The organism is Mesorhizobium sp. M7A.F.Ca.US.007.01.2.1, from assembly GCF_003998165.1.
GTDB lineage: Bacteria > Pseudomonadota > Alphaproteobacteria > Rhizobiales > Rhizobiaceae > Mesorhizobium > Mesorhizobium ciceri.
Genome location: NZ_RZQP01000003.1, coordinates 64,015 through 83,878 on the forward strand (window position 1 = coordinate 64,015; position 19,864 = coordinate 83,878).

At 57.6% G+C, this 19,864-nt stretch carries 13 protein-coding genes and 2 pseudogenes; 7 read left to right on the forward strand and 8 right to left on the reverse strand.

Annotated features, from left to right (window positions below; genetic code table 11):
* Positions 1 to 709: 709 nt before the first annotated feature.
* The 6 genes from EN949_RS01130 to EN949_RS01155 all read right to left on the reverse strand — a co-directional run bounded on the left by EN949_RS01130 (position 710) and on the right by EN949_RS01155 (position 9,561).
* Positions 710 to 1,603 carry a polysaccharide deacetylase gene (locus tag EN949_RS01130; protein ID WP_224570030.1) on the reverse strand — a complete coding sequence of 298 codons (894 nt, stop codon included), beginning with the start codon at positions 1,601 to 1,603 and terminating at the stop codon, positions 710 to 712.
* Between the two features lie 145 nt (positions 1,604 to 1,748).
* Positions 1,749 to 3,152, reverse strand: coding sequence for an aspartate aminotransferase family protein (locus tag EN949_RS01135; RefSeq protein ID WP_063169325.1), 1,404 nt, complete (start codon positions 3,150 to 3,152; stop codon positions 1,749 to 1,751).
* 13 nt (positions 3,153 to 3,165) lie between these two features.
* Positions 3,166 to 4,644 (reverse strand): NAD-dependent succinate-semialdehyde dehydrogenase, encoded by a 1,479-nt coding sequence (locus EN949_RS01140; protein ID WP_063169326.1) that lies wholly within the window; start codon positions 4,642 to 4,644, stop codon positions 3,166 to 3,168.
* A gap of 973 nt (positions 4,645 to 5,617) precedes the next feature.
* Entirely contained in the window at positions 5,618 to 6,796 is a 1,179-nt protein-coding gene (locus EN949_RS01145) for a Xaa-Pro peptidase family protein (RefSeq protein WP_063169327.1), read from the reverse strand.
* 401 nt (positions 6,797 to 7,197) lie between these two features.
* The gene (locus EN949_RS01150; RefSeq protein ID WP_063169328.1) at positions 7,198 to 8,346 is read right to left on the reverse strand and encodes a M20 family metallopeptidase; all 1,149 of its coding nucleotides are present in this window, start codon (positions 8,344 to 8,346) and stop codon (positions 7,198 to 7,200) included.
* A gap of 36 nt (positions 8,347 to 8,382) precedes the next feature.
* Positions 8,383 to 9,561, reverse strand: a complete 1,179-nt coding sequence (locus EN949_RS01155) for an aminotransferase class V-fold PLP-dependent enzyme (protein WP_063169329.1) — start codon at positions 9,559 to 9,561, stop codon at positions 8,383 to 8,385.
* Between the two features lie 844 nt (positions 9,562 to 10,405).
* Between EN949_RS01155 and EN949_RS01160 the strand changes: the two genes are divergently transcribed.
* The 3 genes from EN949_RS01160 to EN949_RS01170 all read left to right on the forward strand — a co-directional run bounded on the left by EN949_RS01160 (position 10,406) and on the right by EN949_RS01170 (position 13,983).
* Positions 10,406 to 10,873, forward strand: coding sequence for an Lrp/AsnC family transcriptional regulator (locus tag EN949_RS01160; protein ID WP_063169330.1), 468 nt, complete (start codon positions 10,406 to 10,408; stop codon positions 10,871 to 10,873).
* Positions 10,874 to 11,282: 409 nt separating this feature from the next.
* Complete coding sequence (locus tag EN949_RS01165) at positions 11,283 to 12,470, forward strand: M20 aminoacylase family protein (protein ID WP_063169331.1); 1,188 nt, start codon at positions 11,283 to 11,285, stop codon at positions 12,468 to 12,470.
* 79 nt (positions 12,471 to 12,549) lie between these two features.
* Positions 12,550 to 13,983 carry an amidase gene (locus tag EN949_RS01170; RefSeq protein ID WP_063169332.1) on the forward strand — a complete coding sequence of 478 codons (1,434 nt, stop codon included), beginning with the start codon at positions 12,550 to 12,552 and terminating at the stop codon, positions 13,981 to 13,983.
* 808 nt (positions 13,984 to 14,791) lie between these two features.
* Here the strand turns inward: EN949_RS01170 and EN949_RS37045 are convergent.
* Positions 14,792 to 15,097 carry a hypothetical protein gene (locus EN949_RS37045; RefSeq protein ID WP_164548505.1) on the reverse strand — a complete coding sequence of 102 codons (306 nt, stop codon included), beginning with the start codon at positions 15,095 to 15,097 and terminating at the stop codon, positions 14,792 to 14,794.
* Positions 15,098 to 15,099: 2 nt separating this feature from the next.
* Between EN949_RS37045 and EN949_RS01180 the strand changes: the two genes are divergently transcribed.
* The 3 genes and pseudogenes from EN949_RS01180 to EN949_RS01190 all read left to right on the forward strand — a co-directional run.
* Complete coding sequence (locus EN949_RS01180) at positions 15,100 to 15,429, forward strand: ATP-binding protein (RefSeq protein ID WP_272482847.1); 330 nt, start codon at positions 15,100 to 15,102, stop codon at positions 15,427 to 15,429.
* Positions 15,430 to 16,200: 771 nt separating this feature from the next.
* Complete coding sequence (locus EN949_RS01185) at positions 16,201 to 17,208, forward strand: ATP-grasp domain-containing protein (RefSeq protein WP_063169333.1); 1,008 nt, start codon at positions 16,201 to 16,203, stop codon at positions 17,206 to 17,208.
* A gap of 188 nt (positions 17,209 to 17,396) precedes the next feature.
* Positions 17,397 to 17,677 (forward strand): annotated as a pseudogene (locus EN949_RS01190) (integrase core domain-containing protein); the annotation flags it as partial.
* Between the two features lie 48 nt (positions 17,678 to 17,725).
* Here EN949_RS01190 and EN949_RS36365 read toward each other — a convergent pair.
* Positions 17,726 to 17,965, reverse strand: a complete 240-nt coding sequence (locus EN949_RS36365; protein ID WP_063169335.1) for an IS110 family transposase — start codon at positions 17,963 to 17,965, stop codon at positions 17,726 to 17,728.
* Positions 17,966 to 18,174: 209 nt separating this feature from the next.
* On the opposite strand from EN949_RS36365, the pseudogene EN949_RS01200 reads away from it, so the two are divergent.
* A pseudogene (locus EN949_RS01200) lies at positions 18,175 to 19,379 on the forward strand (IS110 family transposase).
* The last annotated feature ends 485 nt before the right edge of the window (positions 19,380 to 19,864 follow it).

A 19,864-nucleotide genomic window follows, 5' to 3' on the forward strand; every position in this document is an offset into this window, starting at 1 on the left:
TTTGCGCGGATATTTCTGCCGCGTGGTTCAGCGCCAGCGTGCGAGTCATCATCACAACCGCCGCCTTGGTCACCGAATAGATCGGCACGTCCTTCGAGGCCTGCAGACCAGCAGTCGAGCTGAAGAGCACCACCGATCCGCGGCCAAGCTCGCGCATCTGCGGGATGCAGCTTGCAGATTCGCCAAATGGCCCCGACGTTGAAGCTGAACATGGCTTCGTACCCTTCACGTCTATCAGCCGCTTCATCGCACCGTAATGCCAGCGGCCGCGACCAAGCCCTCAACCGGCCGGCCAAAGCTCTCGCGGGCGAGGTCGACCAGCCCTTCCAGCATCGCCGGATCGGTCACGTCGCAGACAACTCAACGGGCACCAGGACAGGCGGCCAGAGTTTGGTCCAGAGCCTCTTGCGACAGGTCAGCCAACACCAAATCCGCTCCACCCGCCGCCAGCAGTTTGGCACTGGCCGGGCCAAGCGCGCCACCCGCCGGTAATCAGCACCGTTTTTCCGGCAAAGGTCGTGTCAATCAAGATTGTAGTCCTCCTCCAAGATAAGAACTCCCACTGTACCCGCTCTGAAAGCGAATACCGGACAGCGGATGATCCGCGTCATTCCAAATCCATTGGTGACCGCCGCAACGGTCGAGGCGCAGGACGGCTTGCGCCGCCCCAAGAACACCGCACTCTACCGGCGTTCCTGTCTGAGAGTTTTCAGAGACATGAGGACGCACGCTCGGCGACCTGATGATGTGTGGCGAACCAAACGTCACCCTTTGCTTTGGCGCGTCGAATTAATTCTTCTACGATCCAGATCCGTGAGCGATATCCAATGACGTGTGGATGCAGAGTCAGCTGAAATAAATCGGCATCTTGATAGGCCCCTTCGAACTCCCGAATAAATACAGAAAGCACGTCGTCGACTGATAAATCTGGCCGTGAAGACCCATCGGGACTCATCCAAAGATAAGTGGCATCGTCTCGAATCCATTCGACCGGTATTTCAATCACTCCCGTGGGTTCCTCGTCTTCCAGCAGCTCATAGCAACTATCATCGGCCATAAGGGATGAGTCGTATGTCAATCCGGTTTCACGTATGATCCGTAGAGTTGCGTCGGAAAAATCCCAGGAAGGCGTTCGAATTCCCGTCGGGCGTTTGGAAGTGATTTTTTCAAGAGTGTCGGCACTCCTCATCATTAAAGAGCGCTCGCTCTCTGCGCTCAGTTCCGAGTTTAGCTCGTGTATCCAGCCGTGCATGCCAATTTCATGGCCTTCATCGACAACTGCGCGTTGCTCGTCTGGATACAACTGAGCGATCACAGCGGGAACGAAAAAACTCGCCGGAACGTCGTACTTTCTCAAGAGTTCCAAAGCCCGAGGCATCCCTCGTCGGCTCCCGTACTGACCCCAGGATAATCTGCTTAGCGATCGCCCTCCCCTGCGCAATTCGTTCGACTCATGATCGACGTCGAACGAGATGGCGAAGGCACAGCGTTTACCGCCGGGCCACATTGGTCTTAGTGCCTTGCCCGCTCTGACTTTGTTGATGCGCCGCCGCCAATGGCTTTCAGGCCATTCCCAGGGATTGAGTGCGGTCGAATTGGCCACCAGTTCCTCCTGAGCAGTGTCTGCATTGAATTCCGCCGAAAACTCAATGAGCGGAACGCGGCACCAGCTCAGCTGGCAGCCCCGCAAGCCGATCAGGCCGTCGCTTGAGTTTGCGCCTTGATTACGACAAGATGGCCCAACTCATTCAGATTTTCTCACTCTCGCGAACAAGCTCATCCATAACCGAGCGCACGGCGCTTTCTGCGATTGCAACAATCTCCTCCGCCTCAGCTTTGGTTGTAACCAGCGGCGGAGCAAAGCCCAAAATGTCCCCGTGCGGCATGGCCCGAGCGATAAGACCACGGTCACGGGCGGCCTTCGAGATTCGCGCACCTACCTTGAGCGCCGGATCGAAACGCTTCCGATTGTCGCGATCGGCAACGAACTCGATTGCGCCCATAAGACCGACGCCCCGCACTTCGCCGACGATCGGCAACTGCGCGAACCTCTCCTGCAACTGCGCCTGGAAAAACGCGCCGACGTCACGCGCATTGCCGGGGAGGTCTTCTTTCTCGACAATATCGAGGACCGCGTTGGCCGCGGCGGCGCCGATCGGATGACCAGAGTAGGTGTAGCCGTGCGAGAATGCCCCGACCTTGTCGGCTCCATCCTCCAGGACTTTATACACCTTCTCACCGACGATTGCCGCTGAAAGCGGGAAGTAGGCCGACGTCAAACCTTTAGCGATCGTGATGAGGTCTGGCTCGATGCCATAGTGCTGTGAGCCGAACATGGAACCGGTGCGGCCGAACCCTGTGATCACTTCATCGGCAATCAGCAGCACATCATGTTTTTTGAGGACCGTCTGTACCGCTTCCCAATAGCCTTCCGGCGGAGGCGTGATACCACCTGTGCCGAGGACGGGCTCGCCAATGAAGGCGCCGACGTTGTCCGGGCCGAGCCGCTCGATCAACTGATCAAGCTCGGCGGCGCGGCGAGCGGAGAATTCGCGCTCGGTTTCGCCCGGGGTTGCGCCCCAGTAATGATGTGGAACACCCGTGTGAACAATCTGCGGAAGTGGCAGGTCCATGTGGTCGTGATAAAAGCTCATGCCCGTCATCGAGCCCGACACGACGCTGCAGCCGTGATAGCCGCGTTCACGGGAGATGATCTTCTTTTTGGTCGGCTTGCCACGCAGGTTGTTGTAGTACCAAACAAGCTTGGCCTGGGTCTCGTTCGCATCCGAGCCGGACATGCCATAGAACACCTTGCTCATCTTGCCCGGCGCCATCTTCACAAGGCGATCGGAGAGGATCGCAAGCTCGTCGGTCGTGTGCGCCGCATAGGAGTGGTAATACGCCAAGCGATAGGCCTGACGCGAGATCGCATCGGCGACTTCCGTGCGGCCATACCCGACATTGACGCAGTATAGGCCGGCAAAGCCATCGATAAATTGGTTGCCATGCGCGTCCTGGATGCGGATCCCCTTCCCTGTCACCACGATCGTTGGGTCGCCGAGCTTGCCAGTGGCGAAATCTTTAAGCTGAGTGAAAGGATGCAAGACCGAGTTGCGGTCCTTTTCGGTGATCTCTTTGATGTTGATGGTCATTGAATGCTTCCTTTCAGGCCGCGATGTTGCCGATGCAGAGGTATTTGGGTTCGAGATATTCGATAAGACCGTGCCTTGAGCCCTCGCGACCAAGGCCGGATTGTTTCCAGCCGCCGAACGGAATGCCCGGCCCCGTAAATTTTGGAGTATTCACGGCAACCATGCCATATTCGAGCCGGTCGGAGAGCCGCATGGCTCGGTTGAGATCTTGGGTATAGACGTAGGCCGCAAGTCCCATCTCGGAATTGTTGGCTCGCGCGACCACCTCCCGTTCGTCGTCGAAGGGCAGGATTGCAGCGACAGGTCCAAACGTTTCGTCCTTCGCAATCACCATGTCATCGGTCACATTAGCAAGCACGGCCGGCGTGACGAAGTTCCCGCCAAGCGAATTGTGCTGTGCGCCTGCTACCATTCGAGCCCCGGCTGCTAGAGCCTCAGAAACCTGGTGCCTGCATTTGTCAGCACCAGACGTCTTTGTCATCGGACCGATGTCGACACCTGGCTCCAATCCGTGCCCGACCTTTAGTTTACTGGTGGCCTCGGCAAATTTTTCCGTAAAATGCTCGTAAATCTCTCGCTGCACATAAATCCGGTTTGCCGCGAGACAGTCCTGACCGGATGTCGCGAACTTGGCTGCCATGCAACCGGCGACCGCAGCGTTGATCGGCGCATCGCCGAAAAGGATGAAAGGAGCATTGCCGCCAAGTTCGAGCGAGACTTTCTTCACTGTCTTCGCGGATTGCTCGAGAAGGATTCTGCCGACCTCGGTGGAGCCCGTAAAAGAGAACGCACGCACGTGGGTATGCAACAACAGCCGTTTGGCAAGTGGCGGAGCTTCGCCCGTGATCACCTGAAACACGCCGGGCGGAATGCCAGCATCCCCGGCAAGGCGGGCAAGCGCGAGGGCCGACAGTGGCGTTTCGGGTGCCGGCTTTACAATCATTGTGCAGCCAGCGGCCAGTGCAGCTCCAGCCTTTCTGGTGATCATTGCCGCTGGGAAGTTCCATGGCGTAATGGCGACAGTCACCCCGATCGGCTGCAAATGCACGGCCAGCCTGCTTGCGGGGAGATGGCTGGGAATCGTTTCGCCGTAAGCCCGCTCCCCTTCCCCTGCAAACCAATCTAAAAAGCCGGCAGCGTATGAAACTTCGCCGCGGGCTTCAGCAATCGGTTTTCCTTGCTCGGCCGTTATGATGACAGCCAGGTCTTCGGCGCTCTCCCGCATGCCTGCCGCCCATTTCCGCAGATATGCACCACGCTGTAACGGAAGCATGTCGCGCCACTTGAGGAACGCTGCTCTTGCGCAATGGACCGCGTCGTCAACGTCGGCGTCTGCGCAAGCCGCAACTTGAGCGATCTCGTCACCGCTGGCAGGATCAAACACGGCAAGAGTATCTGATTTGGAGAGCCAGGCGCCGTTCAGATACGCATCACCACGCAAAAGGTCTGGCCGTTTGAGCCTGCGTAATGCCGTGATTGACGTACCCCTCATCTAAGACTCCAATGGTATGCTGATGCCTTTAGGTTATTGCTGCCACAGCGCCGATCGGCAGCGCAGTTGATGCCCCTTTAGCTGCATTCCTGCAAACAGCAGCCAATTCGCGTAGAATTGGACACGGCTCACAACTTCACTTGCCAGGAGGCTTAGCGACCGCGAGCGAAGGTCGCGCTGGTCGCCGGCGGCGCGGAAAGTAGTTGGTTCCAGCGCCGATCTCCCGATCCCGAGTTCCCGATCTGGCCTCGTGGCATTAAGTTCTCGACCGACACCGATCAGGCGCACTGACGCAGGCGCAACCGCCTCGAATCTTAGACGGAACTCGCCGCAAGGCTACTTTCGTCCGGCACTGTGCAGGGTGACCGCGACCGCTTCAGACACGATGGCATCGCGGACGACTTCATTCGGAAGGAGGTCTTGGGGTCCCGAAATTGAGGTCCCCGCGATAACCCAGACATTCACTTGGTGAAGTGGTGAAGTCGCACGAAACAGCAGAAAAGGATGAAGCGAGCCCCGGGCAAAAGGCGAGCTTCGCTGCCGAGCCATCTATCGGGAACAACGTGTGCTGATGTCGCGACGTGTTGCACGGACGGGGCGGACCATACTCGCGTTCCCACCGGCGCGCAGGGTTGGCAAGAGCCCGCTTCAGGCGCGCGTAAACTCGTCCTCAATGCTCCTCAAAAGCTAAGTCCTCTTGCGTCATCCGCGCATTTGTAGAATGGGGCAACGTTCACGCCGCGCTCGCGTCACAGGTGGCTCATTTCGGCCTACGGATCTTAATCTCCGCTGATGCAGAGAACTCATGTGCTAGGCGAGATTCTCCTGTCCCAGAGGTTGGGCATGCCGCACCTCTCAGACAGCGCCGTCCTTAAGCTAGATCCGTTCATCCGCTCGCCGCAGAAACAAATTTCAACCGGCTTCGAACGGACCCAGTGAGATCGCAAAACGATTTGGGTCACATCCAAATCACCTAGTCCACGACGATCAAGCGGCGATCAACATCTGCCAATCGCTCACCGCCCCTTTCGGTTACAATAAATGATTCAGAGATGGCGGCGCCGAACCCTTCGAGCCTAACCCCCGACTGAAAATGGAAGCACATTCCTGGTTGTAGGATGGTCTTGTCGCCCGCGCGAATACTAACCGTGCGTTCGCCCCATTCCGGCGGGAAGTTGAGTCCGATTGAATAGCCGGAGCGGCCTATCTTGATATACCCGTTCCGCTTGAGGATATCTTGCCACACCGCATTAAGCTCCTCAACGACGGTACCAGGCTTTGCCATCTCGAGCACAGCATCCCCGCCTTCCACTATAACCTCAGCAAGACGCGAGACCTCTGCGGGTGGCTTTCCGATGTGGACGGTGCGGCACAGCGGCGCACAGTAGCGGCGTCGGGTGGCGCCGAACTCCATGAGAACCAGGCCAGAGGTCGGCAAGGGCTCCTCGGTCCAACTGAGGTGCGGAGCGTTCGTTTGTTCGCTAGTCTGGATAAGAGGAGGACCGCTAGAGTCGCCATATTTACCGTCCACCCCTCGTGTCTGGGCCCGGTACACCTCCGCGACGACCTCATGTTGCGGCACTCCAGGCCTTAGGTTAGCGATTGCCGTCTGCATCGTATGCGTTGCAAGGTGGCCCGCTTCTCTCATGTAGACTAGTTCAAGGTCAGATTTTATAAGCCGTGCCCAATTGACTAATTCGCGGCTATCAGAGAATTTTGCATTCGGAAGGCCTTTGACGAGATGTTGATGTGCTCGGGCAGTATAGAAGTGGGCGTTAAGCTCGACACCGATTCGATCAGATCCCCAGCCGCGCGAATTGATAAGCTCGCAAAGATCGTCAAATGGATGTAATTCTGGATGTTGAAGTCTATGATCGGAAAATGAGCTTATATTTTCTCTAGGCAGATCCGTCGTTATATAAGCGGAATTTACATCGACGAAACGTCCGAACCAGAGGGGCATGTCCGACTGGAGATGCACTAAGACCACCTGAGGCACGTAGAACGAATAGCCGTCAAAGCCGGTAAGCCAATACATATTCGCGGGATCCTGGCAGATCAGCAAGTCCAGCCCCGCTCGCTCCATCCGCTGCTTCACGTCATGAACACGACGCCGAAACTCCTCGGGCGGAAATGGCTTCTCATATTTCATCTCGTCGAGTCCTTCAAAACAGGCATTCCTCGAACGGATCAGGCATTCGTCCTGTCCGCATACTTTCTCTTCGTATCACGTCACAAGAGGCTGTTTTCCCCGAGGATTTCTTCTTGTCGCGGAAAATCTGCATTTCCTAGGCACTTGCCGTACGTTATCCGCATATGAGCGCCAAATTTTCGGTGGCTCTGCGTCTCCGGTGGAAGATCATGCCCTCCCTATGGTGAAGACGCACTCTGCCTGTCGCAACAGAATTTCAAGCACGGGCGGCAAGATCTACGTGGGAAGCGCCGACGAGACCAGCGAAGATCGGGACGTTGCGGCCGCCACGCTCATGCAGCATCCGGGGCGTCCGCGGCCCAATGGACGGGGTTTGAGCACCCCCATCAGGCCGGCCACTCCTAATATGTGAGCATGATTCTCTGGTACAAATCAGCAGCCTTGGTCAGTTGATCGATTTCAACGAACTCGTTGTTCGTATGGGCTTGGGCAGTACGCCCGGGTCCGATAATCACACACGGGATCCCAGCCAATGACAGCTGATTTGCATCCGAGCCGCCGGTGGCTCCCTTCTGCTCTCCGGTCCCCGCGACGTGGGCACAAGCCGCTCCTGCGACTGCTGCAATTTTGCTCGACCCGGAACTGATTGGAGGCGGGTCTTCCAATGCGGGAAGCAATGACCGAACATTGATCTTGTCTTCGCCCTGGCGAAGGCCTTCCAGTATGCTTTCTACCTCCGCCAACGCGTCCTGCGGCCGCTCCCCGGGTATGAGACGCCGATCGACCCAGATACGGCATACCGGCGGTACAGTGGTAAGTTCCAAACCTCCTTCGATGAGGCTCACGGTCAGCTGTGATGACCCTACCAATGGGTGCTGCGCCCGAGACACAAGGGATCGATGGTGCTCATCAAGTGCCAATACCACCTTGGCCATGCCCGTGATCGCGTTCACTCCGAGATGAGGCTTCGACGTATGAGCCGGTACACCCTGAACCTCGATTTGCCAGCGGACAGAACCCATGTGAGCTACAACGAGCTCTAATTCGGTGGGTTCACCGACTACCGCACCCTCATAAGCGACACCGGAATCGGCTATAGCGCGGGCGCCAAGTTTGCGGTACTCTTCGTCAATGCTGGCTGCCACAACAACCGTGGCCCGGGGCTGCCGTTCACCAAGTGAGCTAAGCGCAATCAACATAGCTGCAAGTGAGCCTTTTGTGTCGCAGCTACCTCGCCCATATATTCGCCCGTCCCGTTGCTCACCCGAGAATGGATCTGATTCCCACCTATCGATAGGAACGGTATCCATATGAGCAATGAATAGAATACGCCTATCGGGTTCTTTCCCAGGTACCCAGGTCAGGAAATTCGAGCGACCATCGGCCACCTCCTGTATCCCGTAAGCCAGCTTCCGCTCCTTGCAAAAACCCTCGAGGAACTTGGCTACACCTTGCTCTCCACTACCTTTTGGCGACAGCGATGGATTGATGCTCTCGATCTTTATAAGATCTTGGAGAAGTCCGATAGTCTCGGCGCTCTGGGTCGACATGTACTCTCCTGTGTGCATGAACTAGCCGTGTCGCTCTTACTTCGACCAGCTCTTGGCCAGATTGATTACGCGATCGACTTCATCGGCGGTGTTGTAAAGATGCAGGGAAAACCGGAGCATGCCTCTGCGTATTGAGACGATTACCCCGTTCTTCGTGAAATGCTCGTGAAGCGACCGAATGCGGGCGTCGACTGGGCGCCCTTCAACAAGATCGCTGGAATCGCCAACGGCTACGATACTTCCAGTGTGAGCGCCTGGTGGCCCGCCGCAGACCGGAAGCCCGATATCTAAGAGACCAGTGGCCATACGTTTTGCGAGTGAGGTAACGCTCTGGTCGATCGCCTCGGTTCCGATATCAAGTAGCTGGCCCATTGATGCATATGCAGCCAACATGCCAGGGAAGTTGTAATGCCCGATATCAAAGCGGGGCGCGCCAGAGCGCAACTTTACAAAACTAGGTACCGGAGCTGATTCTGGCGCGTTTCCGAAATCTACGCTGAAGCGCGCAAGATAGGCCGGGCTCAGCCGATCGGCCCATTCTTTACGGCAATATAAAAAACCCGATCCATAAAGACCCATCAAACCCTTCACAGTGGACACTGCTACACCGTCTACGCCAAGTCGATTGACGTCGGTGTGGAGTATCCCAACAGATTGCGTCGCGTCCGCCAAAAGAAATGCACCGTAGTGCCTACAGGCTTCGGATATCTGCTCCATGACGGTCCGAAACCCCGGAACCATCGTCACCGTCGCCAAGGCAACAACGCGGGTATGAGAATCAATCGCCTTTACGAATGCATCAGGGGGAATTGAGCCGTTATCCGGCTCTACGACTCGCAACTCGACATTGTAGCGGTCTCTGATCTGAATCCATGGCAAGATATTATTTGCGTGTTCCAATTTTGGGCATAGAACGACGTTGTCTCCATCTCTCCAATCGATCGCATTAGCGATGATGTTGATGCCTTCCGATGCATTCTTGGTAATTGCAATTTCATCGTGATCTGAATTGATAAATTGTGCGAACCTAGCGCGAGTACGCTCGACGTGTTCGAGCATTCTTTCTTCGTCGTTTAGGCCATGCAGCCGATTGTTCAAATGAGGCTCGATTGAAGCCAATGTTGTGCTTGATATGAGGCCCTGGTTCGCGACATCCATGTAGATGGCGTTTGCTGTGGCTGGAAACTCCTTTCGGAGGATGTCCAAGGGAAGCATATGGCTTTCTCTCCTGGGAGTGCGGACGGCGGTTGAGCTACCTTGTTCAGGCGATCGTTCCGGCAAGGGTAAGAATGCCGCCAGACTGGTCTGCGCTGACCTGCCCATTTTACACGGTGCTCGTGCCGACTTTGGTCTAACATTCGGTCTCCCACGCCGCATTCCTGCGCCAAACCGCGATTCACGCAGAGATCGCGAGCCATTCTCGCGGATCACTGAAGCGTCTCGACGGAATGCAGCTGCAACAACTGCCTCACGAGAGATCAATTTGGGTAATTCTCAGACCGCGGATAGGGCTTCTTACCAGTGCTTGGAGCGACGTTAGCCTGACTGAGCCGACGACCTTCTCCTCCAGCCCCACACCCATGCGGATCATAGTTCACTCGCGGCCGACGCGCGAGGGCCGTAAGGCATCCGAAAGCCGGGGCCGGTTCATAGCCTGACTCTCATGGTCTCCGATTTATGCTGCAACGCCGACACCCTTGGTGATGTCGCTCCCTAACACGCTTGCCTCGAACTGATGCGAGCGTGCTGCAACTCATGTTTTCTGCGCCTGAGCAACGAGATCGGTAGGATCTTTTCGACCGGGGATCGCCCCCACCCGATCGAATCTGCCGTTCTTGCGCTGGCCCGCAACTGCTCACCAGCAACGCCCATCGATTCAGCGGCACCCCTCAGATAGTTATACTATGCCGGTATTGTGCGCAGATGGCGAAAGAAACGCCGATTTTCTGCGACTTGGACCGACTTTAGCGCCGAGAGGGCGTTTGGCACTTGCTACATTTTGGACGTACGGACTGGCGGCCTTGGCATTGGCCGATATCATCATGAGCAGAGATTGTGAATGGATCTGGATCGAATTGACCGGAAGATTCTCAACGTCGTGCAGCGCAACAATCGCCTTACGACAGAGGAATTGGGCGAACTTGCCGGACTATCGGCTACCGCTTGTCAGCGGAGATTAAAGCGACTTCGAGACGCTGGCGTCATCGAAGCGGACGTTGCCATAGTTTCACCGGAAGCCGTCGGTCGGCCCCTGCTCCTGCTGGTATCCATCACTCTCGAGCGCGATCGCGCCGATATCATCGATCGTTTCAAGCAGGCAATTCGGCGGACGCCTGAGATCATGAACGCTTACTACGTTACGGGTGAAGCGGATTTTATTATTACGGTCTCTGCTCAGGACATGGCCGAGTACGAGGCGTTTACCCGTCGTTTTTTTTACGAACATCTTGAAGTAAAGGGGTTCAAGACAATCGTTGTAATGGATCGGATCAAGGCGTCGTTTGCTCTGCCAATTGCTGAAGAGTAGCCTTCAAAAGAGCCCGCCCAGGCAACCACCACGCGCCTTCCGCGGGTCGCAGTTGTCCCGCACTTCTGAATGTCGGCTGTCCTATTTTGAATGGTCCCGCATATATACCAGGGCACCTCCTCTCAGCCTGCAGGTGTTATGCGCCAATGACCAAAAAACGATGATATTCTGCGGGACCAAGGCGCCCTTCGCGCAACCAAGCTCTTTGGCACTTGCTACATTCTGGGCGGAGCGGAATTCAGGATTGTCGGTCCCCGGCTAATTGGAGCGGCTTCAGTCGGCGGAATAGCTGGGGTGCCTACGTCGCACAGAGGATGCTGTGCTCCCGGCAGCGCGGAAACGGGTCTCCCGGCTCTCGCAAGGACAAAGCGTGAAATTCGCCTGCAACCGGCAAGAAAGGAAAGTCCCCGTGGCAATTCTCAATAGCGTCGCAGAGTTTCTCCCCGAGATAGTGGCTTGGCGCCGGGACATCCATGCACATCCCGAACTGGGCTTCGACATCCCCCGTACTTCGGCATTTGTCGCCGAGCGCCTGCGCGAATTCGGCTGCGACGCCGTCGCGACCGGCATCGGCAAAACCGGCGTCGTTGGCGTCATCAAGGGCAACGGCGTCGTGAGCGACGGTAACCCAAAGGTTATCGGATTGCGCGCTGACATGGATGCGCTGCCGATCAACGAAGCGACCGATCTGCCCTATGCGTCCAAGAACAAGGGCTTGATGCATGCGTGTGGGCATGACGGCCACACCGCGATGCTGTTGGGTGCCGCGCGCTATCTTGCCGATACTCGGAATTTCGCTGGAACGGCGGTCATGATCTTCCAACCTGCCGAGGAGATCGGTACCGGCGCCGTTGCCATGCTAGATGACGGTTTGATGGAGCGGTTCGGCATCGAGCACATCTACGGAATGCACAATCGTCCGGGCTTGCCGGTAGGTGTCTTCGGAATCCGGCAAGGTCCAGTGATGGCGGCAACTGATAGCATAGAAATTAGCATTGAAGGGCGAGGGGGGCACCCTGGAAGGCCTCATGAATGCATCGATCCGATTCTGGTCGGCGCTCAGCTTGTGACGGCCCTGCAGCATATCCTGGCTCAGAACATTGACCCTGTCGACTCGGCAGGAATTTCGTTCCACCAGTTCCAGTCCGGGCAGAGACTAGTCCCCGTCGTTCCGCAAACAGCGGAGTTGGTGGGCACCATGCGGACGCTAAAGCCGGAGGTGCGCAAGTTCGTGAAGGAGCGGGTGGGCGAAGTGGTCGCCGGCATCGCCCAGATAACCGGCGCGAAGATAGATATTAAATTTCAGAGCTTCGACGCAATTCTCTTCAATGAGGTCCAGCAGACCGACCTTGCGAGAAGCGCGGCCAAGGGCGTGGCCGGTGAAAACAATGTGCTCGAGACGCCACCGGTAATGGGGGGGGAAGATTTCTCCTTCCTGGCGCAGGCGCGGCCGGGTGCTTTCGTCTGGTGCGGGAACGGTGACAGCGCCGGCCTGCATCACCCTGCCTACAATTTCAACGACGAGGCGATTCCTTATGGAACATCGTACTGGATCAAGCTCGTAGAGAACACGTTGGGATCCCGTCCGACGTCTTGATGATCGGTCTGACAAGGGCCGCAGAACGAATGAATAACTGCCGTCTTATGCCAGGCTTGAATGTAGCGGACCTCGTAAAATGAAAACTCGTTCATCCGTGCCAACATCTCTTGAGGGTCTGTCGGCGTGCGAATGCCTGGAACTCTACCGAAGGCGGCAGCTCTCGCCTGTTGAAGTCGTCGATGACTGTCTCAGCCGCATCGACGCCAACAACCCGGCGCTGAACGCATTTTGCCTCGTCGACCACGAAGGGGCCAGGTCTGCTGCCCGGGCCTCGGAGGGTCGATGGATGAAGGGGGAACCAGCCGGAGTACTAGATGGCATTCCGGCCACCATCAAAGACCTCACCTTGACACGAGGCTGGCCGACAAGACGTGGCTCATTGTCCGGCAGCACCGAGGGACCCTGGACTGAAGACGCCCCTGTTCCAGCCCGTATCCGTGAGACCGGTGGCGTTATCCTGGGCAAGACAACCACTCCAGAATTTGGCTGGAAAGGGGTAACAGACAGCCCGGTCTACGGGATCACCCGCAATCCCTGGAATCCTGACCTGACACCAGGCGGGTCGTCGGGAGGGGCGGCAGTTGCGGCTGCGCTCAACCTTGGCTTTCTTCATCAGGGTAGCGACGGCGGGGGATCAATCCGGATACCGGCGAGCTTCACGGGGACCTTCGGCTTCAAGCCAACCTTCGGCATCGTTCCGCAATGGCCAGCTAGCGCCATGACAACGCTGTCTCATTTGGGGCCGGTGACCCGCACCGTTGCGGATGCGATCCTGATGATGAATGTGATTGCACGAAAGGACGCTCGCGATGGCTATGCGGGTCCGGCGTACCTAGGTCTCGACCCCGATCCAGCAAAGACCACCATCAGGGGCCTGCGGATCGGCTACAGTCGGAACCTCGGCTATGTCAAGGTGGCGCGAGATATCCAAAACGTTACCGATAATGCGATCGACCAGCTTCGAGCTCTTGGGGCCGAGGTGGCCGAAGTCAATCCGGGATTTGCGGATCCGGTGGAGGTGTTTTCTACATTCTGGTTCGCTGGCGCCGCCCGTATTGTGTCACGAATGAACAAACAGCAAAGACAATTACTAGATCCTGGCTTTCTGGAAGGTGCCGAACGCGGGCTGAAGATCACCCTTACCGAATTTCAGGAAGCTGAGGCGATGCGGTTCGAGCTCTCCGCTCTGATGGCGAAGTTCCACGAAAATTACGATCTCTTGGTCACACCGACGATGCCTATCGCGCCGTTCCCCGTCGGGCGAAATGTGCCGGATGATAGTTACAAGGGGTGGGTGGACTGGACGCCCTTCACCTACCCTTTCAACTTGACCCAGCAACCAGCAGCATCGATTCCATCGGGCCTGGATGATCAAGGGCTGCCCGTCGGGCTACAACTGGTCGGCGCGCGCTATTCCGACACCTCCGTCCTAGCCGCGGCATATACGATCGAAAGTCGCCTGGGGCTTCCTTCTTTCGCGAGGAGCAGATTCCACGCTGCCACCCCTTAAAACTTGAGACTGCCGCGCTCAAGCACCTGACGGCCTCCAAGCGGTCAAGCCACGGACGCGAATGTCATTCGATAAAGGGGCGCGGCGTCATAGATGGGCAGTCCTGTCCTACGACGGATTGCTGACGTCACCATCGGGGACAATGTACATTCAAATAGGAGTGCGTCAATCTTGGGATGTGCGGCGCGAAGTCGCGACACAGACTGCAACCCGGGGACTCCATTTCGGTAACACTAGCCGGCCGCGTATTACCTTCGATGCCGCCGATGGCTACTCTTGCCCCTGCGGATGAATCCATGCCCAGCAGCTCTTCGCCGCAGTGTCTTGAGTCTGCGGCCAGACGGCGAGCTTTGCGCCGGCCGGAAGCTGCCGGAGGAGCGTGGGCGCCAGTAGCAGGCTCGACATGGCCACGGGAAGTTTGACAGACGTGGCCAGTGCAGCCTGGCACCAGATACTGAAGCCGCAGTCCCTGGTTATCGCGACGGCTCCGCGCTCAACCAACCGCCTGGCAGCTGCAATGTAGGCCGGCTCGAGAGAGGCATCGCCAGGACTGACCCTCTCCGCCAAAGCCCCGGCCGCGGTCTCTATTATAATTGGGAAGTCGAAGTTGCCGGGTTGAAGACCGACCCCGATGCGGTGGCGGAAATTCACCAGGGCGCAAGTCCGATCTCCAGCCTGTGATTTTTGCAACACTGGCCATCCAATGAGGATCCAACTGCCGTCTGATCGTGACAATTCAGCTGCGTCAAATGCCTTTGCCGCCAAGATGGCGCGTATCGTCAGGTTGTGCTGACCAAGCTGGGACGCTCTACGAGCGCAGGAATCCTGCATTCGCCTGACGCTTCCGGCTCGGTTGCAAGGCTCGGGAATAGTAATGACGAAACAGTGGATCAGCACGCCGTAAGCCCAGTGCAAAAAATGCGGGCTTCGTGCCGAACCTTTTTTTGGAACGGCGGGCGCGGATCTCATCATTGAGATTACCGGAAAGCCTGTCCGGACTTTTCCGAAGCCGCACTGTTATCCTGTTCGAGAGCGACGCATCGATGGTTCCTTTCCCCGCCTCATCGACAAGCTCACCCGTGTCCACTTGGCTCATCCACGACGACTTCGGCAACCATGCTCTCTCCGATCAGCAGCGCTTCCACCTCTTCGAAAATCGTCGAGGAGCGCTATCAGAGAAAATCCACCCTGATCACCGCCCAGGTCCCCGTGGCAAGCTGGCACGACCTTATTAACGACAGCACGGTCGCCGACGCTATACACGACCGCTCGTGCACAATGCACACCGCATCGCCCTTCAGGGCGAGAGCATCCGAAGAAAAAAGCCTCGGCCCTCTTGACCGACTCCGAGAACACCGAAATCAATCAGCCCTACAGCAACCAGGCTGCCGAGGACCAACCTCGACGAACTGTCGGACTTTTGTGAAAACGCTGTCCGGGAATTAGCGGAATCGCTGTCCAGCTTTTGAAGCGCGCAATAACACTATGGCCGTCATCGAAATGAGCAAGGCGAAGTGCTGATTGCCGCGTTTGTTCCGGGATTAAGCGCCAGCCTCTCAAGAAGATTTATGCCGACTCGCCATCATTGTTGAAACTGCTGCAGCGCTCGCACGTTGAAGCCGGCCAGGCCGGGCATACGATTATGCGGATCGCCTTCGCCCAACTTCAATTCTGGACGCCAGGGCTCGATGTAAGGGACCGGCGAGCGTCAAAAGACTGCGGATGGGTCGCCGCTCGTCCCCTGGGATACGATCTCTGTCGGATTTTGTCGCGCCTGCGACATAGTGGTTGTGCGGGCCAGTTTAGTACCTGATATGACCGTAAGTTTGATATCAAACTCAAAGCACTGGCCGACGTGCATTTTGCGAGGTTGGCACGGTTTTTGAAGCGATCATTTCGCGTCGGAGCGCTCTCATCCGCCGGTTATCATCTGTTTTGGCATAAACCCTGCATAAGGCTTTATTGATGGTACCGCAACCCAACTCGCCGTCTTTCGAGCTACTTGGGCAAAAAGAGCACCGCCAGCGGAAAGGGTCGGGAACCGGAGAGGGAACCGGGTGGTGGACCTATGTTTGTGGAGGGGGTTGTGAAAAGGGTCAGCCATGGTGCTTCGAGCCTCTTGTACTCGTGCAGGTCGTCAATGTTGATATAGCGGTTGGCCTCCATCCAGTTTTCATTGGTTTCGTGACAGCAGACAAACGTCAAAGGAGATAGCTCATGCGAGTAGCCATCGTAACGAACAGTGATTTCAACGGTGTGATTAACCGGTTCGGTCAGCCTTGTCCGCAGCCGCCGCAGCCTTGGCCGCATAGCGGCACGTTGGAAGATGTGGTGGCGGCACTTCAAGAGGGCGGCCACGAGACGGTAGTGTGTGAAGGCGATAAAGGACTGCTCGCCAGTCTCGAGCGGTTCATGCCACCTGATCCGCAAGGTCGCCCCTCGGGAATGGTCTTCAACTTGGCGGAGGGAATTCAGGGCGAAAAGCGTTACACTCATGTTCCTGCCATGCTTGAGATGGCCGGTGTTCCATACACTGGATGTAGCCCCTTCGGGATTGGGCTGACGGGAGACAAAGTCATTACCAAAATGCTCATCCGCGATCAGGGCGTGCCGACTCCGAACTTTCGCGTGATGCGTCGCGGCACCGAGAACACCGGCGACCTGAGATTCCCAGTGGTAGTGAAGCCGCGGGAGGAGGACTGCAGCTTCGGATTGCAGATCATACATGAACACTCTAAGTTGCGGCAGGCCGTCGAAGTGATCGTCACGCAGCATGCTCAGGATGCGCTAGTGGAGGAATACATCGAGGGGCGGGAAATCTGCGTTGCGTTGCTCGGAAACGGGGAGCCCGAAGTTTTGCCTCTAGTGGAGCAGGACTTCGGTGACCGCGAAACGCGTGTTATGAATTGGGATGCGAAGTACGTGGCGGCCGCAGCGGTGCCCAAGATTTGCCCGGCGAAAATCGAGAGCGGGCTTGAGACGATGTTACGGGATATTTCGGTTGCGACCTTCCGTGCCTGCCACTGCCGGGACTATGCCCGCGTCGATTTCCGGATCGATCGCTCAGGCCAACCGTTTGTCCTAGAGATGAACTCGGTGCCGGCCCTTGGTATACACTCCAGTTATGGCACAGCTGCAACGGCCGGCGGACACAGCTTCGTAAGCTTGATCAATCGCATCCTCAATGTCGCCCACACCCGCTATTTCGGAATCGGCGTCTCATAGTGGATTGATCGGATCAAAAGAGTCCGATTTCGGGATTCCGTTTTGCGGTTTGGCGTGCGAGTTAGATGCATGCGCAATAGCATCCCCCTTCACCGTTTTGGCCAGCGACCGTCAGCGCCTGCAAGCGCTCGTCGCGGCGCCAGGAAGCCCGCAAGCACGTTCGGGGGCCGCATCGTCGCGCTGTGCTTCGAACCACGAAGCCAAAGCATACTTGGACCACCGGCTAGGTCGAGCGAATGAACCGCACCATCAAGGACGCGACGGGCAAGCGTTTCCACTACGACGATCATGACCAACTGCGTCGGCATCTTGCCGACTTTGTTGCGGCCTACAAATTTCGGCCGCAGGCTGAAGGCCCTCAAAGGTCTCACCCTACGAGTTCATCTGCAAGGCATGGGCTTCCCAGCCCGAGCGCTTCACTCTCAATCCGCTCCACCAAATGCCTGGACTTGTCTATTCGGCGTGTTGAAGTCAATCCCATTCAAGCTTCCTAGGCTGACCTGCCGACGCGATTATCCTAGCCTGATTGATGTAACCGCGGCGTCAAACCGAGATACGGCCCCACGTCCTTCGAATTCCTGAAGGGGGCAGGAATATCGACCGTGGCGTTGAAACCCAGTGCAACGATAGGGCCGACGCCCAGCACGGTCATCAACCGCCTGCAAACCGTGTCACCCCTCACGATCGACAACAGTCTTTCGTGTAGCACCGTGAACTGCTCGCAAAGTTTCCGACGGGCGGTGAGCAACGTCTCCATGATGTCTCGAGTTCCGGAATGTCACCGGAAGGGTCCCGGATGCGATCCGCGAATTTGCCGGCCGTCGACAATGCCAACTTTGAGACCGAAGTTACGAAACAGGCCACGGATGTCGTTCTCGATGGCGATGGCCTTTTCCTGAAGCGACTTGAGGGCCGTCAGCAGCGCCCGGCGATTCTGGGTCGTCAGCGTCTTGACAGTAAGACCGTATGTCCGCCTCTGCCGATGAGGTGGCTCGCCCTACACTGCGCGTCCGAGGGTTGCTCGGACGGGCCGAGCCGATCCTCACCACAGGAGGACGAGCCGTGGCGGATTATAGAGAAGCATTTGTCGGAATCGATGTTGCGAAGCTTAAGAACGCTATTGCGATTGCGGAGGCAGGCCGGGAAGGAGAGGTTCGGTTCTTCGGTGAGGTCGACGCGTCGGCGACCAGCATGCGGCGGGTCATAGGCCGGATCGCCAGCCGCTTTGATTACGTGCATTTCTGCTATGAGGCTGGGCCGACCGGGTACGGCCTTTATCGCCTGATCCGGTCGCTCGGGCACGAGTGCACCGTGGTTGCACCATCATTGATACCAAGGAAGCCCGGCGATCGGGTGAAGACGAACCGTCGAGACGCCATTTCCCTTGCCCGACTATTGCGCGCCGGCGAGCTGACCGCGGTGTGGGTTCCCGATGAAGGGCACGAGTCCATACGGGATCTTGTTCGCGCGCGGGCGGGCGCGGTCGAGACGCTGCGGGTCCATCGCCAGCAGGTGAGCGCATTCATGCTCAAGCACGGCCGTAGCTATCCGCGAAAGAAGAGCTGGACGATGCGCTATCTACGCTGGCTTCAGGAACAAGGTTCGATCATCCCGCGCATCAGATCGCACTCCAGGAGATGGTCGAGGCGGTGCGCGTCTCGAAAGAGCGGGTCGAGCGGCTGGAGCGTGTGATCGAAGAGTTCGTCCCGGCCTGGTCGCTGGCACCGATCGTGTGGGCGCTTCAGACATTGCGTGGGGTAGACCTAATTGTCGCCGTGACGTTCGTCACCGAAGTCGGCGACGCCAGCCGGTTCGAAAGCCCACGCCAGCTCATGGGATATCTCGGTCGGGTCCCCGGCGAGCGCTCAACCGGGGAGACAGTCCGGCGCGGCGGCATCACAAAGGCAGGCAACGGTCGGGTTCGCCACATGTTGGTCGAGAGCGCCTGGACCTATCGACATCCGCCCAAGGTCGGGAAGGCGAAGCTATACCGGTTGGAGCAGGCGTCACCGAAGGTGCGTGAGATCGCCTGGAAGGCGCAGTCCCGCCTGACAGCCCGCTACCGCATGCTGAGCGCTCGGGGCAAACGGACAACGGTCGTCTGCACCGCGATCGCCCGTGAACTGGTCGGCTTTATGTGGGCAGTCGCAAGGGAGGCGCGCGTCACCTGATCGCTCGCCGCGATGGCGCACATATCGCGCATGGGCGGAGGCGGGACCACGGCAGGGGAATGCCCGTCAGACGCTTTGTGGCCGGCAAATCGACCGACGCCCGCAGTAAGATAGGAACAGCCCCGGACGCACAATCGGGAATGCGGTAGCCAACCCGCGCATCAGAGCTTGATCACCGACGTCCTTCAGTTCCGCCTCCCCACCCATGCGCGATCATCAGAATGAGCAGCCGTTCCTCGGATCGGGCGACCTCATGCGTTCCAAACCTTGACAGCGGACATCAGAGCGGTGTTTCCGGACCACCTTTCGGGAGTGGTCGCGATCTGTGAGGTTGCCGATCCTGTATTGGGATCGGAGATCGGCTTGTGTCTGGACTTGACCTTACGCTTGACCCGGAGCGGCAGCTTCGGCGTTTCGAGGTGATCAACGGTGCCGGCGGTCGGCGTCACTGGTCGGTGGGTGACAAGGCGCGGATCATCGGAGAG

What these genes read in the sequence shown, in the direction of transcription:
- EN949_RS01160 (WP_063169330.1), top strand. Translation starts at nt 10,406, where the DNA reads ATGGATCTGGATCGAATTGACCGGAAGATTCTCAACGTCGTGCAGCGC.
- EN949_RS01170 (WP_063169332.1), top strand. Translation starts at nt 12,550, where the DNA reads ATGAAAACTCGTTCATCCGTGCCAACATCTCTTGAGGGTCTGTCGGCG.
- EN949_RS01180 (WP_272482847.1), top strand. Translation starts at nt 15,100, where the DNA reads ATGCTCTCTCCGATCAGCAGCGCTTCCACCTCTTCGAAAATCGTCGAG.
- EN949_RS01185 (WP_063169333.1), top strand. Translation starts at nt 16,201, where the DNA reads ATGCGAGTAGCCATCGTAACGAACAGTGATTTCAACGGTGTGATTAAC.
- EN949_RS01140 (WP_063169326.1), bottom strand. Translation starts at nt 4,644, where the DNA reads ATGAGGGGTACGTCAATCACGGCATTACGCAGGCTCAAACGGCCAGAC.
- EN949_RS01135 (WP_063169325.1), bottom strand. Translation starts at nt 3,152, where the DNA reads ATGACCATCAACATCAAAGAGATCACCGAAAAGGACCGCAACTCGGTC.
- EN949_RS01150 (WP_063169328.1), bottom strand. Translation starts at nt 8,346, where the DNA reads ATGTCGACCCAGAGCGCCGAGACTATCGGACTTCTCCAAGATCTTATA.
- EN949_RS01155 (WP_063169329.1), bottom strand. Translation starts at nt 9,561, where the DNA reads ATGCTTCCCTTGGACATCCTCCGAAAGGAGTTTCCAGCCACAGCAAAC.
- EN949_RS36365 (WP_063169335.1), bottom strand. Translation starts at nt 17,965, where the DNA reads ATGGAGACGTTGCTCACCGCCCGTCGGAAACTTTGCGAGCAGTTCACG.
- EN949_RS01145 (WP_063169327.1), bottom strand. Translation starts at nt 6,796, where the DNA reads ATGAAATATGAGAAGCCATTTCCGCCCGAGGAGTTTCGGCGTCGTGTT.